17 protein-coding genes and 1 pseudogene are annotated in these 15902 nt (G+C 46.5%); 4 read left to right on the top strand and 14 right to left on the bottom strand.

Features of this window, described 5'->3' with window-relative positions; translation table 11 throughout:
* Positions 1 to 77 precede the first annotated feature (77 nt).
* Positions 78 to 1277: a beta-N-acetylhexosaminidase gene (gene nagZ, locus M1J35_RS05945; RefSeq protein ID WP_371928712.1), complete on the top strand. Its 1200-nt coding sequence runs from the start codon at positions 78 to 80 to the stop codon at positions 1275 to 1277.
* 38 nt (positions 1278 to 1315) lie between these two features.
* On the opposite strand, the gene M1J35_RS05940 is transcribed toward nagZ, so the two are convergent.
* The 10 genes and pseudogenes from M1J35_RS05940 to M1J35_RS05900 form a co-directional block, all read right to left on the bottom strand.
* Entirely contained in the window at positions 1316 to 1498 is a 183-nt protein-coding gene (locus tag M1J35_RS05940; RefSeq protein WP_254653006.1) for a DUF4177 domain-containing protein, read from the bottom strand.
* 28 nt (positions 1499 to 1526) lie between these two features.
* Positions 1527 to 2291, bottom strand: a complete 765-nt coding sequence (locus M1J35_RS05935) for an alpha/beta fold hydrolase (RefSeq protein WP_254653005.1) — start codon at positions 2289 to 2291, stop codon at positions 1527 to 1529.
* A complete protein-coding gene (locus tag M1J35_RS05930; RefSeq protein WP_254653004.1) occupies positions 2284 to 3201 on the bottom strand; it encodes an MBL fold metallo-hydrolase in 918 nt (305 codons plus the stop codon). Before M1J35_RS05930 ends, M1J35_RS05935 begins: the two co-directional genes overlap by 8 nt.
* A gap of 26 nt (positions 3202 to 3227) precedes the next feature.
* Positions 3228 to 3873 (bottom strand): annotated as a pseudogene (locus tag M1J35_RS05925) (DUF5694 domain-containing protein).
* An 86-nt stretch (positions 3874 to 3959) separates the two neighbouring features.
* Complete coding sequence (locus M1J35_RS05920) at positions 3960 to 4901, bottom strand: phosphotransferase family protein (protein ID WP_254653003.1); 942 nt, start codon at positions 4899 to 4901, stop codon at positions 3960 to 3962.
* A gap of 278 nt (positions 4902 to 5179) precedes the next feature.
* Positions 5180 to 6001, bottom strand: a complete 822-nt coding sequence (locus M1J35_RS05915) for a P-loop NTPase family protein (protein ID WP_254653002.1) — start codon at positions 5999 to 6001, stop codon at positions 5180 to 5182.
* 18 nt (positions 6002 to 6019) lie between these two features.
* The gene (locus M1J35_RS22680) at positions 6020 to 6145 is read right to left on the bottom strand and encodes a hypothetical protein (RefSeq protein WP_256503986.1); all 126 of its coding nucleotides are present in this window, start codon (positions 6143 to 6145) and stop codon (positions 6020 to 6022) included.
* 72 nt (positions 6146 to 6217) lie between these two features.
* On the bottom strand, positions 6218 to 7717 hold the full coding sequence (locus M1J35_RS05910) for a malate:quinone oxidoreductase (RefSeq protein ID WP_224521366.1): 1500 nt from the start codon (positions 7715 to 7717) through the stop codon (positions 6218 to 6220).
* Positions 7718 to 8110: 393 nt separating this feature from the next.
* The gene (locus tag M1J35_RS05905; protein WP_254653001.1) at positions 8111 to 10519 is read right to left on the bottom strand and encodes an MMPL family transporter; all 2409 of its coding nucleotides are present in this window, start codon (positions 10517 to 10519) and stop codon (positions 8111 to 8113) included.
* A complete protein-coding gene (locus M1J35_RS05900) occupies positions 10516 to 10968 on the bottom strand; it encodes a MarR family winged helix-turn-helix transcriptional regulator (protein ID WP_060671363.1) in 453 nt (150 codons plus the stop codon). Before M1J35_RS05900 ends, M1J35_RS05905 begins: the two co-directional genes overlap by 4 nt.
* Before the next feature lie 183 nt (positions 10969 to 11151).
* Here M1J35_RS05900 and M1J35_RS05895 point away from each other — a divergent pair, with 183 nt between their 5' ends.
* Positions 11152 to 11844, top strand: coding sequence for a GntR family transcriptional regulator (locus tag M1J35_RS05895; RefSeq protein WP_254653000.1), 693 nt, complete (start codon positions 11152 to 11154; stop codon positions 11842 to 11844).
* On the top strand, positions 11841 to 12458 hold the full coding sequence (locus M1J35_RS05890) for a sterol desaturase family protein (protein WP_254652999.1): 618 nt from the start codon (positions 11841 to 11843) through the stop codon (positions 12456 to 12458). The genes M1J35_RS05895 and M1J35_RS05890 overlap by 4 nt, the downstream gene beginning before the upstream one ends.
* A 38-nt stretch (positions 12459 to 12496) precedes the next feature.
* Here M1J35_RS05890 and M1J35_RS05885 read toward each other — a convergent pair whose 3' ends face one another.
* Genes M1J35_RS05885 through M1J35_RS05875 form a run of 3 tightly spaced genes read right to left on the bottom strand, consistent with a single transcriptional unit; the run spans position 12497 to position 15000 of the window.
* Positions 12497 to 13588 carry an ABC transporter permease gene (locus M1J35_RS05885; RefSeq protein ID WP_254652998.1) on the bottom strand — a complete coding sequence of 364 codons (1092 nt, stop codon included), beginning with the start codon at positions 13586 to 13588 and terminating at the stop codon, positions 12497 to 12499.
* Positions 13585 to 14511, bottom strand: coding sequence for an ABC transporter ATP-binding protein (locus tag M1J35_RS05880; RefSeq protein WP_254652997.1), 927 nt, complete (start codon positions 14509 to 14511; stop codon positions 13585 to 13587). Before M1J35_RS05880 ends, M1J35_RS05885 begins: the two co-directional genes overlap by 4 nt.
* Before the next feature lie 60 nt (positions 14512 to 14571).
* Positions 14572 to 15000, bottom strand: a complete 429-nt coding sequence (locus M1J35_RS05875; protein ID WP_254652996.1) for a DUF6526 family protein — start codon at positions 14998 to 15000, stop codon at positions 14572 to 14574.
* A 230-nt stretch (positions 15001 to 15230) separates the two neighbouring features.
* Between M1J35_RS05875 and M1J35_RS05870 the strand changes: the two genes are divergently transcribed.
* Complete coding sequence (locus M1J35_RS05870; protein ID WP_224521373.1) at positions 15231 to 15422, top strand: hypothetical protein; 192 nt, start codon at positions 15231 to 15233, stop codon at positions 15420 to 15422.
* A 46-nt stretch (positions 15423 to 15468) separates the two neighbouring features.
* Here M1J35_RS05870 and M1J35_RS05865 read toward each other — a convergent pair whose 3' ends face one another.
* A complete protein-coding gene (locus M1J35_RS05865) occupies positions 15469 to 15894 on the bottom strand; it encodes an RND transporter (protein WP_254652995.1) in 426 nt (141 codons plus the stop codon).
* Positions 15895 to 15902: the final 8 nt, after the last annotated feature.

Here is a 15902-nt window from a genome sequence, read left to right as displayed (position 1 = left end):
TTCTATTTTTCCGTTTACCGTACGTCAGATACGAACAGAATGATACCAAGTATCCAACATTGAAAGGAACAAATGATATGTCGAAAAATAAGATTGGTTATTCCCTTTTGATCGTCATGATCCTTGTATTCATTCTATCCTATTTCGCCATTAATCCGATCGGGGGCAAAGATCGAGAGGGTGACGCCGGTTCCCTGATCTCAGATATGACCCTTGATGAAAAAATCGGTCAGATGCTCGTAGCCGGCGTCAATGGAACCCAAATGGATGAGCCGACGAAAAATCTGATCCAGAAGTACAAGGTCGGCGGATTCATCTTCTTCTCTGACCATTTGAAGGAACCGGAGCAAACCGTCCAATTTCTGAATCAATTGAAAGAAGCAAACGCCGATAACCCCCTCCCTCTCCTGTTGAGCGTCGATGAGGAAGGCGGGAATGTGACGCGACTCCCCGGAGGACTCGAGCACTTCCCTACCAATCAAAAAATCGGGAACGCGAACGACCCCGACGTTTCCTATGAGGTCGGCACCATTCTCGGTAAAGGACTGAAAGAGTTCGGGTTCAATTTGGACTTCGCACCTGTCCTTGACGTGAACAGCAATCCGGATAATCCGATCATCGGCGACCGCTCCTTCAGCCCGGACCCTGATATCGTCAGCGAACTGGGGATCCAGACGATGAAAGGGATTCAATCCCAGAATATCCTCTCATCGATCAAACACTTCCCTGGCCACGGAGACACATCCGTCGATTCACATCTGGCACTTCCCGTAGTCAACAAGAGCCGGCAAGAACTCGAGTCTCTGGAACTGATCCCCTTCAAGCGAGCCATCGATGACGGAGCCGACCTCATCATGGTCGCACATATCCTGCTTCCCAAACTCGATGACACCTATCCTTCATCACTATCGGAGGCCATCGTGACGGATCTTTTACGAAAGAGACTAAACTACAAGGGTGTCGTCATCACCGATGATATGACCATGAAAGCCGTGGCGGACAACTACGGAATGGGAGAAGCTGCGGTGCTATCCGTCAAAGCCGGCAGCGACCTGATCCTCATCGCCCACGATGCTCAAAAGGCAGTGACAGCCATGGAAGCACTGAAATCGGCCGTTAAAAATGGAGAAATCTCAGAGGAGCGAATCGATGAAAGCGTAACAAGAATCATCAACCTGAAACAAAAGTACCATCTGAAAGATACCCAATCAGGAGAAGTCGATCTGACGGAACTAAATCAAGCGATCAAATCCGTCAATTCGAAAATCTCACCCTAATCAAAAGCGGATCTCTCTAAGTGAGAAATCCGCTTTTGTTAAGACAACGATCTTTCAAAAATGATCTCATAATCCGTCGGTTTTCCGTTTCCGTTGTACCTGAGTGGAAGCACTTGGACGAGTCGCCACCCGTCAGAGGCATACTCCTCGATGATTTCCCTATGCTTAGGCTCGGAGAAAAATCCGCCCAGACTGGTTTGGACGTATGTGTATTCGTACATGGTTGCACCTCCGTTGGTTTTTCTTACTTTACGTATTTATGGCAGAGATGGTTTCAACTTTTTCGTCAGAATGAAGTTCTATCAGCTTTTCAACCGCCTTTATCACCACCTGTGGTTCATCCCTTTGAATATAATGAGCGCTATTCTTGGCAAGCACATATTCACCCTTAGAAGAAATCAACGCCAATTCCCTCTGCATGTCATTCCACAATTCCTGGGATGCTTCTGAATAATGATCTTTTTTACCAGCGGAAAGTACTAGAACCGGCATACTTAAAGTCTCCTCATATTCTTTTAATATCCCCAGGCTTTCCATAAATTCTTCGTAATTGCCTTCTCGTACAAATTGCTTGCGATATGCTTCCTGGAAATCACTCGTCATCGTAGGAAGGAAGCGTTCCCTATAATTCACTGGAGTTGAGTCAACCAGCACCAAGCCCGCCACCTCTTCAGGATATTCATGAGCATATACACTCACATTCACTCCACCGAAAGAGTGGCCAACAAAAAGATATGGAGGTTTGATGTCCAGGATGCTTAGAAGTTCCTTCATCTCTTTTACCATCTCGAGGCTCGTCCTCCGATTTGGACTCTTCTCGCTCCTCCCAAGCCCTGCACGATCGTATACCAGCACTTCTGTTATTTCTGATAGCTCCCCGATCACTGAATCCCAGACTTTCGAATAATCCCCGTAGCCGGCATCCATCACCACCGTCGGTTTATTGTTTTTCTTACCTGTTAGTTTGGCGTATAGTTTGAAGTTATTAATCGGTACCATCATTTCTCTATTCATGTACGGAAGTCCCCTTTTTGCTCTTCACACGTTTAATATTCTGAAAGTATACCCCTGGAGAAGCCCAATTTTTATAAAGAGGAGGGATTTCAGCACTTTCTTTATGTTGAACAGATAAGAGGTGTGTCAAATAAAGAATCATTGTATCAATATCCTCTTTCGTCCCTATTTTGCCGTGTCCCGGAATGACTGTTTCAATATCCAACTTCTTTACTTCTCGTAAAATATCCATCCATTTTCTTGAATCGGTTTCATCAAAAAATGTTGGGTGACATTGAACAAATACCAAATCCCCCATAAAGATCACTTTATCTTCCGGAAGATAAAGCATGCTATCACAAAAGGAGTGCCCCCCTCCCAGCGTAAATAGTTTTGCGGTTCTCGTTGTTCCCTGTATATTCTTCTCTTCCATAAATGTTTCGTTGGGCAAAGTCAACTCAAGGTCAGGTAAAGACCGTTTCATTTCATGTAAAAAGCTCACTTGATCTTGAAGGGTTGAGTCTCCTGATTCATGAAGCTGCTTTTCCAGAGATTCAATATATTTAGAGAGTCCGTCAATATCCGCTTTCTGTTTCTCTATTCGGGAAGGATGGATTTCCTTCATTTTTTCTAAGGTGGTCTCGCTTGAAAGAATAGAAATGTCCTTAAACGTTTGATTGCCGCGGATATGATCTCCGTGATAATGGCTATTTACAACCCACGTGATACTCTGTTTCGTGATTCTTTCAGCGGCTTCTCTCAACGCCTTTGACGCCTGCTGCGTGTTAAACGTATCAAACACGATTACTCCATCGCCTAAATTTACAAACCCTGCATTGGCAACTGCCCCGCCACCTGGTTTTGAAATTGCGGCATAAATCCCATCCCTTACCTTTTCTAGCATGAAGTGTTTATTGAATTGATCATTCATCCGTTTCACCTCTTTTTTATTTTCAGCTAGCGCATATAACCATTAGGAGAAACCACGTCCACCAACCCGCTCTCCTCCAAAAACTGAGTCACTAAGTGAACATGCCCCGCCCCGATGATCAACAGTGTCCGGTCATCAGGTGAAGAGGTAATCTCAGCGAGGTTCGAGTATATGATTAAATTCCGTTGGTACCACCATCTCACCCAATCGATCCCAACATAATTCGTCTCCTTTCCCGATACGGGCGATTGCCATATACATTTCGTGGTCGAGCTTGATCCTCGATTCTGAATTGCATTTCTTGACCATTTCATAAATATCGGGGGGATCGATGTTTAAGTGAAGTTTCGGACGGTATGTTTCATTAATGTACTCATACATTTCCGGCTGCTCTTCCTTCGCCCACTCCATGACCTGTCCCAATCCCATGTTGCCGACACTCTCCATCCAGTCGATGGCATATAGTCGCTCATGTCCCAATTCAGATGCGGTCCTAAACCCAAACTGATGAATCTCATCTACCTCTAACGACAAATGATCGTTCAAATACTTTTGATACTCTTCATTAAGGGATTCATCCTTCTCCTTCTCAACTTCCAATGCTATTTTGGTAGGCTTGAACTCTTTCAAACTGTTGACGACTTCCCTGATTTCCTTTTGTCTATCATTCATCAATACATCATCGAGCTCCACCCTTTGAAGATCGGGTGTATAGCGCATATGGAATGTTCCGAGCACCATTACTTTTGGCTTTTTATTCATATCCTTCCATTCAACCCCTTCATCTCTAACTCTTTTCTTACCCGTTCAATCTCCCCAATCTTCCACTCTATGATTCCGCGAATCTTCTTTTCGGACAGATGCCCCTGAAAAAACTTCTCCACTTCCCAAGCAAGCATCATCGTCAAATGGTCTATGTATAGATGGCTCAGATCACTCCAAAAATCCTCATTATCCCAAGTTCCCCCCCGTTCCCTCATGCATTGCAGGTAGTATTCAGGGACATAGGCAATCAGGGCATCGTCATATATATCCTGCATCAAGATCGTCACGTCCCTTAAGGGAGACCCGATGGCTGCCCATTCCCAATCGATGAACCAGACCTCGTTATCCTTATAAAAAACATTTTCGAGATGGGGGTCCCCGTGGGTTATGACGGATGGACATTTCGATTGATAATGTGGGATATCCAGTCGCTCATATGCTTCCTGGATTGTTCTCTCCCATCGTGGACTGGCCCACGATTTTCTTGAGCATAACTTGCCCAGCTGATCTAAGCACCAATTCTTCCATTCTGAGCTTAATTGGTGGTCAGGAAGCTTGGTTTGAACGGGTTCCACACAATGAAGAGAAGTTAATCTTGTGACAATATGACCCATTGTTCTCTTTTTTTCCTCTAAAGACAATACATCAAATCCTTCTTTTATCGGAGACCCCAAATCCCACATCAGCATCGCTTGTGGCGGATCACCCCATACGCGAACGACCTTACTGAAGGAATCGACAATGTCTGTTATGTTTCTATGAATCTCTACTTCCTGATTTCGTTCATCCGCAAATTCTTTGTAGATGTATTGGACTCTTTCATCTTCACTTAAAGCATCGATTCTAAAAATATTCCCCGCGTGGACACCGCTGATTTCCTTCATGCCCAGAAATTCCACATTCATCCCCCTCAACCTGTCGACTATATGATTCATATCCATCCCTCCTTTAACGACCTTATAATGTAATTATTTCAAATTAATGGTAAGAACACAAATAAAGACAGCCCCCATTCGAGCCGCCTACTGTCCTTCATTGTTCTATTTATCTAACTTACTATTAATCTCATGCAATAGGTACAACCCTCTCACCAGACAACCCGTGATGATCCCAAAACCAATAACAAGCCCAAATACGTGCAATGGAATCAAAAAGAATCCGATGATGGAGGCTGTCACAATTAAGAATAATAAGAACAAACCTTTCCCTCCAGCTACTTGATCGCTTCCTTCATTTTTTCATAATAAAGATCCCAGTCCTTTTCTCCATTCTCAATAAGCATATGCATAACCGGCAACGCCTCAAGAATCCGCAACTCCAAATCCCTGCGCATCTCAAGAAACTCCACAAGCCCTCGATATCCCTTCAACCGATTCTCTTTTCCATACCCTTGATTCACATGATAATCCGTGAAGAACTCACGCCACTCCTGACTGCGCTCTTCATATACATGATGGAAGGATTGATCCAGGTTTTCCTGATAAAAATAAATCAGCAGAGGATTCAATGGTGAGATCAACGAACTGATTTTCTTTAAATGGTTCTCAAGCCTCTCTGGTTCCGCATTATGCATGGCGATGAACTTGGTAAACGGATTTTGCAGGAAACAGCATTCAAATATGTACACGTCATCGCCGAATGCCGCTTCTTCCACGAATTCCTTCCAATAATGATAGGAGACGTCTTCGAACGTATCCAAATCCAACTCGTAGACATCATAAGAAGCCAGGTATTCAACAAGAGCAGGATCCGTATCTAGAAAATGACGGTACGAAATAAAATAGTGATCGCCTTTCTTCTGGGCATCCCCTTTGATACTCTCCTCATGTTCAGGAAATTTTTCAAGAATGGTATTAAACTGCCCCTCATTTAAACAGGCGGTCGATTCATAATCAGCAGGATGACTGGTGTCTCCTTCTTGAAAGAGCTTGACCTTTACCCCTTCTTTCTCCAAATGCTCTTTAATATAATGGGCCGTGGTCGACTTGCCTGACCCTGGTATTCCTTCGACGATAATTAGATTCGTTTTCAACATTGCACCCCTTTTCCTTTTCTACATGTTCTTTTCCTTCATTTCCTCCAACAACTCAACAACCCGTTCATTTGATTTATTCATTCTCCTCACCTGTAGTTCAATGGAGAAAAGGGTGATGAGTGCTAGAATTCCAATTACGATCATGATGTATTTCTCCTTAAAACAATATTTCGATAAAAAAATGCCCTGCATCCACAGGGCATTCCATTCATTCACTTAACTATACGCAACCTCTTTATCCCTCAAACCCAACGCCTTCGCAGTTGACGTATGGATTTCCCTGAAGAGCTCAGGATTTTCACCCAATGCCACTCCATAGGAAGGAATCATTTCCTTGATCTTCGGCTCCCACTCTTTCATGTGCTGCGGGAAGCATTTGTCCAATACCTCCAGCATGACGTGAACGGCTGTGGAAGCACCCGGAGACGCACCAAGCAGGGCTGCGACTGAGCCATCAGCGGAGCTGACCACTTCCGTACCGAACTGAAGGGTTCCTTTGCCTGCTTCGGTGTCCTTGATGACCTGCACACGCTGGCCGGCTACGACGATATCCCAGTCTTCGCTCTTGGCGTTCGGGATGAATTCGCGCAATTCTTCCATGCGTTTTTCATTGGACAGGAGAACCTGCTGGATCAAGTATTTGGTCAATCCCATTTCCTTTACGCCTGCAGCAAGCATGGTGAAAAGGTTATTCGGTTTGACCGATGTGATCAAATCCATATTCGAACCCGTCTTCAGGAACTTCGGTGAGAATCCGGCAAATGGTCCGAACAGAAGGGATTTCTTGTTATCGATGTATCGGGTGTCAAGATGAGGAACCGACATCGGAGGAGCTCCGACCTTGGCTTTCCCGTACACTTTCCCGTGATGCTTTTCGATGACTTCAGGGTTATTACACACCATGAAGAGTCCTGATACCGGGAATCCACCGATCTGCTTCGACTCAGGGATACCTGTTTTCTGGAGTAACGGAAGACTTCCGCCACCGCCGCCTATGAAGACGAACTTCGCCGTATGATATTCCATCTTGATGCCGTCGATATCATGGACCTTTACTTCCCATGACCCGTCGGATTTGCGTTTGATATCTTCCACACTATGGTTGTAGTTGATCTCGACGCCTTTATTACTCAAATAGTCGAACATTTTGCGGGTCAGCGCCCCGAAATTGACGTCCGTCCCTGAATCGATCTTTGTCGCTGCGATCGGTTCATCCGATTCGCGGCCATCCATGATCAGAGGAATCCATTCCATCAATTTTTCCGGATTATCAGAGAATTCCATGCCTTCGAAGAGAGGACTCGCTGATAGCGCTTCCAAACGTTTTTTCAGAAATTCCACATTTTCTTCACCTTGAACCATGCTCATATGCGGGATCGGCATGATGAAGTCCTGTGGTTGACCAATCAGATTGCGGTTGACGAGATAAGACCAGAATTGTCTTGAAAGTTGGAACTGTTCATTGACTTTGATTGCTTTCGTAATGTCTATAGATCCATCGGGCTTTTCGGATGTATAGTTGAGCTCGCATAGTGCAGAATGTCCGGTTCCGGCATTATTCCATTCGTTCGAGCTTTCTTCCCCAGGCTTCGCGAGCTTTTCAAACACTGTGATTTCCCATTCCGGCGCCAACTCTTTCAGGATCACTCCTAAAGTCGCACTCATGACACCAGCACCAATTAAGATAACATCTGTTTTCTTCTGTAAGCTGCTCATTATAACCTTCCTCATCCACTATATTTGCAGGCGCTTTCAATCCAGCACCTTCATGTGTCTAAAAAAAACCATACCATCTTCTATTATAATGATTCATAGGGTAAAATATCTAGTATTATCTGATTATTATAAACTATTTTGTGAAAAAACAAAAGTGAAAATAGTGTCATGAATGCTTGGTGATAAAGGTTTGGAAGTACCTCCACACCCTCTGAACCCTTATATGTCAAAGGGAAACCCGACAACATCAGTAGAGATTCTGATTAGTTTTCCAGAAAAATATTTTTTCCTATTAATCGAACTAAAATTCAGAGTATTCCGCCTGTTTTTTACCAAAACTAGTCTTTTACTCAAAAGACAGCCCGTTCACTAATAGAACGGGCTGCTCTCCATCTACTTTTCCTTCTTCGGTCGGAACGGCCACCACACTCCATTACCGAAGGACACGGCCATCGCTGGTATCAATAGTGGCAGGACGATCAGTCCATACAGAAGCAGTCCGGTTATGACGATTGTCGCGATCTGCACGAGACTGAGTACCCCTGACGGCACCATGGCCCCAAATGTACCTGCGAGGATGATGGCCGCGGTGATGATGACGGTTCCCATCTTCGCCATCGATGCTTTGATGGCATCGGTCACCGTCATGCCTCCTGCCGACTGTTCACGGAAACGATCCATGAGGAAGATCGAATAGTCGACCCCGAGGGCCACGAGCATAACGAATCCGAAGAACGGAACGGCCCAGCTGATGCCGTCATATCCAAGTCCCTCTACGAAGATCCACTCAGCTACGGCAACAGACGTGAAGTACGTCAGTAGCAGGGATCCGATCATGTAAAGCGGCATGATGAAGGATCGGAACAGGATTGCCAGGACCACAAACAAACTGATGAGCATGATCGTCACCGTCTGGGTGAAGTCACTCGTCGAGATATCACTCAGATCCCGGTTGATGCTTGAGACTCCTCCGATGGCGACCTCGGTATCTTCAAGAGGCGTATCCTTGATGACCCGTTCCGTCGTTTCATTGATGCGGTCCACGGTGTCGATGGCTTCCGGTGAATACGGATTATCGGACAGGATGACTTCAAGCTTCAACCCTTTTTCTTCTCCAAAAGAATACCGGTCGATCACTTGGGCAAATTCTTTATTTTCCAATGTACCCGGTGGTAAGTATAACCCGGTATCGCGGATAGTCTCGCTGTCACTCATCCCCTGAAGTTGATCTCCGGCCTGCTTCAATCCACCTGTGATCTGGTTCAATCCATCCAGTGGATTTGGTGCTCCCTGTTGAGGCGCCTGACCCTGACCTGCTAAGGCTGCCTGCTGGCTGAGTCCTTTTACGGCCTGGTCGAGCCCGTCAGCCGCTCCGTTCACACCTTCAGCAATCTTTCCAAGCTGGTAGTCCGCATTGAATTCTTCTATCGCATCCCCGGCAGGACGTGTGATGGAACGTACACTCTTCACCCCGTCGACTTTTGCAAGCTCACGGCTCAATTTTTCTACATAAGGGACGGCATCCTCGGTCACAAGCTTCTCCTCGCTTGAAAGCAGAACCTGGACAGGAAGGGAATCCCCTTGACCGAATCCATCTTCAATCGCCTGTAGACCTTTTACTGAATCATAGCTGTCCCCGATTTCATCCACCGTATTGAAGGACAGGGCATCGTCGTATGTGAATAAAAGTGGAACGGTGATAACCGCCACCACTGCCATGGACAACAGTGGACGATTGACGGAAAGCTTGCCCATCCATGCCCATAACTTACTGTCATTGTGAGAAACGGATTTCTTCGAAGGCCAGAACAATTTTTCCTTTAAGGTCGCCATAAAGAACGGCATGACGGTGCTTAACACCAATAACAGAACCGCGATCCCCACCGCCACGGCTACAGCTGATTTAAAGATTGGGAAATCGGCAAACCCGATGGCGAAGAACCCGATGAACACGGCGAGACCGCTTATGTAAAGCGTACGTCCCGCGGTCTTATACGTGCGGATGATCGCCTCATTGATGGGCTGACCTGCACCCAGCTCTTCCTTGAACCGGCTCAGTAACAGGATGCAATAATCCGTCCCGATCCCGAACAGAATGGCCACAAGGAAGATCTGCGTGTAGTTTGATACGGGAAAGCCGAACCAATCGATGAAAAATGCGACGATTGATTGACTGAGTAAATAGGTGATCCCAACGGCCACTAACGGAATCAATGGGGTGACAATCGAACGGAATACGGCTAATAACAGGGCAAAGATCAGCACGACCGTAATGATTTCCGTCCGTTTCAATCCTTCCTGCGCGCTTAGGTTGACATCATTATTGATGATGGCTTCCCCCGTCAGGTAAACGGATGACTCGCCTTTCAGGATGTCTGATTTAATGGAATCAGCAAGCTCCACCACTTCCTCCTGTGTTCCGTCAACGGTGATCGGAACAAGGACGGTCTTTTTGTCTTTTGAGACAAGCTGGGCTTCCAGTTCCTCGCTTTCAAACGGATCGAGGACGGAACTGACCGGGTCCCCAAGCTCTTTCAGTTCATCTACATTTGACGCAATGTCTTTCTTCGCTGAATCCGTCAATTTTTCGTCCAGTGAATACACAAGGGATATCGTTTCCTCCCCTGCCCCGGCGTCATTCAGCATTTCCATCGCTTTCTTTGACGCGGCATCTTCAGGGAGTTGGAACGTCCCAGCATCTTCTGCCTGCTTCGACAGGTTGGGCGAAATCATAAACAATAAAACCGTTATAATAAGAAGGCCGATGGTAACCGGCCACTTGAATTTGATGATGGATTTCATCCTTTTTCACCCTCCAATTTCAAAATCGATCTGATTTTCCTGAACATCGTCAGGAATTGATCCAGCTCCTCGTCCTTCACGTGATCGGCGAATAAGTCTTCGATATAGGCATAGACCGCTTGATCGGACTCGGTTACGACCCTCTGCCCATCCTCCGTGAGGCATACAAGCTTGCTTCGCTGATCTCCTTCTGCCTTTACAATTTCGATGAGCCCTTTCTCTTCAAGCCTCTTCAAACGGTTCGAAATCGCACTTTTATGAACCCCCTGGAGCTCGGCGATCACACCCCCTGCAAGCGGGCCGTTTTTATTAACAAGCTTCAGCACCTGAATCTGTTCAGGTGAATATTCCTGCCACACATCAGCCTTTACATTCTTCAACACCCGATCTGTTCCGAATACCATCACATCCTCGAACAGCTCGACTGCTTCAATTAACCGCTTATCCAACTAGTTGACCCCCTAAACTAATTATTCTATTTTATAGTTTAGGGGGTCAACTACTTGTAGTCAAGAAATAAGGTGTTGAAAATTAATTTTAAATTTCAGAATTTATTGACAAATACATCTACTAAAATCATATAATGGTATTACCATAATAAAAATTGGTCTTACCAATTAGGAGGTACCTACATGAAAGAACGTTCTTCGGATCTCATCGCTCGGGACATTACACGATCCATTTTGGCAGGATCTCTTGAGGTGCAGGAACCTCTTCAATCTGAGAGGGAATTGGCTGCTCAATACAAAGTCGGCCGCCCCACCATCCGCGAAGCCCTGCAGCGACTGGAAAGGGACGGTTGGATCACCGGACGCAAAGGGATGCCTGCTATCGTGAATGATTACTGGGAGCAGGGGAACTTGATGACGATTGTCACCATCCTGCAGCACGAGGAGGAGATTCCGGATGAATTCATCGTCCATATGCTACAGCTGCGGGTCTCGATAACACCTGCTTATTTCAAGGATGCCTTGGAGAACAGCAGGCTGAAAGTTGTTTCCCTCTTTGCCTCGTTCGAGGATATCCCGGACGAAGCCAATGCCTATGCGGAATTCGACTGGCAGATCCAGCACGGGGCCGCCATGCTGTCGCCGAACCCCATTTATCTCTTGATCCTGAACAGCTTTAAGGATATTTATATCAGGATGGCAGAGAAGTACTTCTCAGAATCCGAACACAGGACCGCTTCACGTGACTATTACAACAGACTTCTGGAATGGATATTGGCCGGGGACATCCAACAAGCCGGGCAAACCATCCGGGACATGATGGAAACAAGCATTACGCTTTGGAATCAAAAAATGAATGGAGGCACGGAGAAATGAAGGAGAATCGATTGTATCGGGATTTCTTTTTACACTTTGATATTTTAGTGATGGCGTGCATTTTTTTAGTGGTGCTAGGATTTTTGGTCACGATGAAGCTTTCGTTATTCAGTCTCTTATTTTTCGCTGTCGGGATCGTCACCTACATGTTCAGCGAATACCTCACCCACCGCTTCCTCTTTCATATCAAGGCACCGAAGAATCCTTTTCTACTGTATTTAATCAAGCGCCTGCACTATGATCACCATAAGAAGCCGAATGACTTGAAGCTCCTCTTTCTGCCAATCTGGTACAGCGCACCCAACCTCTTTGTCCTGTGTCTGTTATTTTATTTCCTGACCGGTTCGATGTCATTCACCCTTGCTTTCACCACCGGGATTCTCTTCATGTTCTTTGTATACGAATGGAAGCACTATATCGCTCACCGTCCAATGATGCCGAAGACGCGATTCGGCCGCTGGCTTAAAAAGACCCATATCCTCCATCATTATAAGAATGAGAACTATTGGTACGGGGTCTCCACCCCATTTGTCGATGTGTTGTTCGGAACCTATAAAGAAGGAAGCGACGTGGAGATGAGTGAGACGGCGAAGGATTTGGAGAAAAGGGCATGAAAAAAGTCCAATCGGGTTGGTCCGATTGGACTTTTTTTCTATTCCCACTTAAACACATAACTGGCTAAAGCAAACCCACCAACGAGCCACGCTCCAAGAATCAAGGTTTCCGTCCCAAGCTCCAGGAACGGTGTCCCGAGATTCATCGTCTCCCGCAGTGCGGAACTGAGGTGAGCGATCGGCAAGACCTTCACGATAGGCTGGATGATGTCCGGCATATCGTTGATCGGGAAGAACACCCCGCCTAGAAACAGCATAGGGAACGTCACGAAGCCCGCAATCGGCCCCGCACTTTCCGGATTCTTTGCCATCCCCGCAATGATGAAGCCGAGGGACATAAACGCCAGGGTCCCGAGGATGATGAAGAAAATCATTGCAAACCACGAGCCGGCCACGTTGATGTCAAAAATAAGATCGGCAATCAATACGACCAGGAGTGCCTGCGTCCCGTTCAGCATCAGGCGGGCCGTGATCTGAGCCGCGATGAAGGTAGAGGCCTTCAGTCTCGTCCCCTGCATACGGCGGAGGATTCCACGCTCCCGCCACGCTGAGATCTGACCGGCCACCCCGTTCATATTGTTGCTCATGATCATCATGGCGACAATCCCGGGAACAAGGAAGTCGACATAGCGAATGTTCAATGCTTCGATCCCGACTTTTTCCACCGTCACGACAGGCTTGTAATCGACAAGGTCCTTACTGTATTGATCGATGATCCCATTCACAACTGTAAGTCCAAGCTCAGCGGTCGCCAGGTTCTTTTCGTTATAGTAAACGGGAATCGAAAATGGTTCTTCCCTTGCCGTCACGTTTTCACCGTATCCTTTCGGGATTGTGATCAGAAGCTGGATATCGCCATTTTTCACGGCTTTTTTCCCCGTTTTGATGTCATCAAATTTTGCTGTTTCGATTCCATCATTTTTTAAGAATAAGTCCTTTAAATCCTTTGAGGAATCGGTTTGATCATTGTCGACCATCCCTACCGAGAGCGAAACCGAGTCCCCTCCCCCTGCGAATGAACCGAGGGCAACCATCAGGATGACCGGGAAAAGCAGGGTAAAGAATAATACTTGCTTGTTTCGTGCAAAAATCCGTAATTGTGCCAGTGTCAGCTGCCAATACGCTCTCATGATTCCCTCAGCCTCCTTCCTGTCATATGAATGAAGACATCCTCGAGCGTCGCCTGACGCGTCTGGAGGTCCTCGATCTTCAAATCATGCTCTGTCGACAAGGTAATCAGGGAAGTCAACGCCCTTTGCAGCTCATCGGTGTAAAGCTGGACGAATGTATCCTTGATGGCGACATCTTCCACTCCATCCATCTTCATGAACCAAACTTGCTCAGGAGGATTCTCCAGATGGAATTCGATCGTACTCGTTGACTGCAACGTTTTCACAAGATTCGTCGGCGTATCGAGGGCGATCAGCTCCCCCTGGTCCATGATGCCGATACGGTCGCAGAGAACATGGGCTTCATCCATATAGTGAGTCGATAGGATCACCGTCTTTCCCCGCTCCTTGAGTCGAAGCACAATATCCCAAAGCGTCCTCCTTGCCTGAGGATCCAATCCCGTTGTCGGTTCATCGAGGAACACAATATTTGGGTCATGAATCAGGGCCAGGGCAATCGCCAGACGCTGCTTCTGGCCACCTGACAGTCCCTTGATCCGGTCCTTCCGCTTCTCCGTCAGCAGCATGTCCTCAATCAATTGATTGATGTCCACATTCTTCGGATAAAAGCTCGCATATAAATGGAGGATCTCCTCCACCTTGAGCAGTTCAAACAGCGAGGTGGACTGAAGCTGGACCCCGATCACTTCCTTCACTTTATTCACATCTTTTTTCACGTCAAATCCGGCTAAGCTTGCCGTCCCCGCGTCCGGCTTCCGGAGTCCCACGAGCATCTCGATCGTCGTCGTCTTCCCGGCCCCGTTCGGCCCGAGCAATCCGAAGATTTCCCCCTTCTCCACCTGAAAGCGGACTCCCTTCACCGCCGTAAAGGAACCATATCTTTTCACTAACTCTTTCACATCCACCATGATTTCGTTCGGCATAACGAGCCTCCTTCTAAAAAAACGTAACCGCCCATGAATGAGCGGTCCAATCCTTGTTGTTTATACGCGATGATGATCTGCACGCCAGTTCTGCACAGCTTTTTTAATCTCATTGGGTGTTAAGTTTTCCGCCAGTGTCCGTTCGACCAGCACCGGAAATTCTTCATCCGGAGCAAACCTGAGTGCGATGATCTGCTTCAGGGATAGTCGACCGTCAAGGTCTTTACTTGTTAACCGATAATAACGGAATTGCTCTTCCGTACGGATAACACGATCCTGCACCTGAAGGGCATACGTCCGGAGCCTCACCCCGACCAGGATCAATGTGATCACGACTAGGAGAACGATAAAGCTAAGCAATGTCTCCGTGCCCACATTCTTCACGAAAAATATAATCGTCAAAATAAGGGTGACAAGGGCTGACAGGGCGATCCCTACATGAAACACCGGATCGACCTTGCTGTGATTTTCATAGTTTTGCTGTTTCATATGTACCTCCTGAAGGTGATAGATTCATTATATACCAGATGGCCTGCGGATAGGACCGTCCTGTTAAAAATCATATTCGGTAATATCTTGAGGTATGCGGAGGACAAAAGGAATGCCTTACCCAGAATGATTATCTATATTTTTCCATATCATATATGATACGATAGTAATAGATATGACAAGAGTTGGAAGTTCACCTGCTTTTCCTATTAAAAAAGGAGGTTCTACTGATGGTTTGGTTATTCGTTTTGATTCCCTTTTCGTTCATGATGGGAGTTGTCATCGTGGGCAGTATTAAGGAGAGATATTTTTCACAAGGGTACTTAACAGGGGATTGCTATGATACCCATAAAAACGAAGGGTATGAGGCGTATTGTCGTGGGCAGTCCAATCATTTGAAGTTTTGGACGGGGGGACGGTAGTGATAAAATGGTTACTTTTGGGCTGTGATCAGGCCCTTTTTTTGGTTCATTCTTCGCGACGCCTCAATCCCCACTTTCGTGCACCGAACGCATAAATAATGATCATCAATAACCCTGCCACCATGGCAATGAGTAAGCCCACGAACCCGATCAGACCAACCCATCCAACGGTCGTCACTTGAAATAAAAAGGCATACCATACCCCACCCACTATCATCGCAAGTGGAACATTAAAAGGAAACAGCTTCTTCCATCCGAGAATAAGGAGAAGGGTAATGCACCCCAGAATCAAAGCGAAGATGGTCTCTGGCTGTTCCCACTGAACTCGAAATCTCGATTGTCCCTCTGTTTCTTGTTCCGGTGTTAAGTTTTTTAATTTGGTGAGGGTGCTCCCGGCAGAAACGAGACCAGCTAATGTCATCACTCCAAACAGGGTCCAGTTTATCGTCTGTACTTCTTTTCTTGCATTCATCAGATCCC

Origin of the sequence: Rossellomorea sp. KS-H15a, assembly GCF_024195245.1 — a bacterium.
GTDB classification, from domain to species: domain Bacteria; phylum Bacillota; class Bacilli; order Bacillales; family Bacillaceae_B; genus Rossellomorea; species Rossellomorea vietnamensis.
This window is presented reverse-complemented; position numbering and strand designations above follow the sequence as displayed.

What these genes read in the sequence shown, in the direction of transcription:
- M1J35_RS05920 (WP_254653003.1), bottom strand. Translation starts at nt 4,901, where the DNA reads ATGAATCATATAGTCGACAGGTTGAGGGGGATGAATGTGGAATTTCTG.
- M1J35_RS05870 (WP_224521373.1), top strand. Translation starts at nt 15,231, where the DNA reads ATGGTTTGGTTATTCGTTTTGATTCCCTTTTCGTTCATGATGGGAGTT.
- M1J35_RS05865 (WP_254652995.1), bottom strand. Translation starts at nt 15,894, where the DNA reads ATGAATGCAAGAAAAGAAGTACAGACGATAAACTGGACCCTGTTTGGA.
- M1J35_RS05880 (WP_254652997.1), bottom strand. Translation starts at nt 14,511, where the DNA reads ATGCCGAACGAAATCATGGTGGATGTGAAAGAGTTAGTGAAAAGATAT.
- M1J35_RS05875 (WP_254652996.1), bottom strand. Translation starts at nt 15,000, where the DNA reads ATGAAACAGCAAAACTATGAAAATCACAGCAAGGTCGATCCGGTGTTT.
- M1J35_RS05940 (WP_254653006.1), bottom strand. Translation starts at nt 1,498, where the DNA reads ATGTACGAATACACATACGTCCAAACCAGTCTGGGCGGATTTTTCTCC.
- M1J35_RS05915 (WP_254653002.1), bottom strand. Translation starts at nt 6,001, where the DNA reads ATGTTGAAAACGAATCTAATTATCGTCGAAGGAATACCAGGGTCAGGC.
- M1J35_RS05905 (WP_254653001.1), bottom strand. Translation starts at nt 10,519, where the DNA reads ATGAAATCCATCATCAAATTCAAGTGGCCGGTTACCATCGGCCTTCTT.
- M1J35_RS05890 (WP_254652999.1), top strand. Translation starts at nt 11,841, where the DNA reads ATGAAGGAGAATCGATTGTATCGGGATTTCTTTTTACACTTTGATATT.
- M1J35_RS05910 (WP_224521366.1), bottom strand. Translation starts at nt 7,717, where the DNA reads ATGAGCAGCTTACAGAAGAAAACAGATGTTATCTTAATTGGTGCTGGT.
- M1J35_RS05885 (WP_254652998.1), bottom strand. Translation starts at nt 13,588, where the DNA reads ATGAGAGCGTATTGGCAGCTGACACTGGCACAATTACGGATTTTTGCA.
- M1J35_RS05895 (WP_254653000.1), top strand. Translation starts at nt 11,152, where the DNA reads ATGAAAGAACGTTCTTCGGATCTCATCGCTCGGGACATTACACGATCC.
- M1J35_RS05935 (WP_254653005.1), bottom strand. Translation starts at nt 2,291, where the DNA reads ATGAATAGAGAAATGATGGTACCGATTAATAACTTCAAACTATACGCC.
- M1J35_RS22680 (WP_256503986.1), bottom strand. Translation starts at nt 6,145, where the DNA reads ATGATCGTAATTGGAATTCTAGCACTCATCACCCTTTTCTCCATTGAA.
- nagZ (WP_371928712.1), top strand. Translation starts at nt 78, where the DNA reads ATGTCGAAAAATAAGATTGGTTATTCCCTTTTGATCGTCATGATCCTT.
- M1J35_RS05930 (WP_254653004.1), bottom strand. Translation starts at nt 3,201, where the DNA reads ATGAATGATCAATTCAATAAACACTTCATGCTAGAAAAGGTAAGGGAT.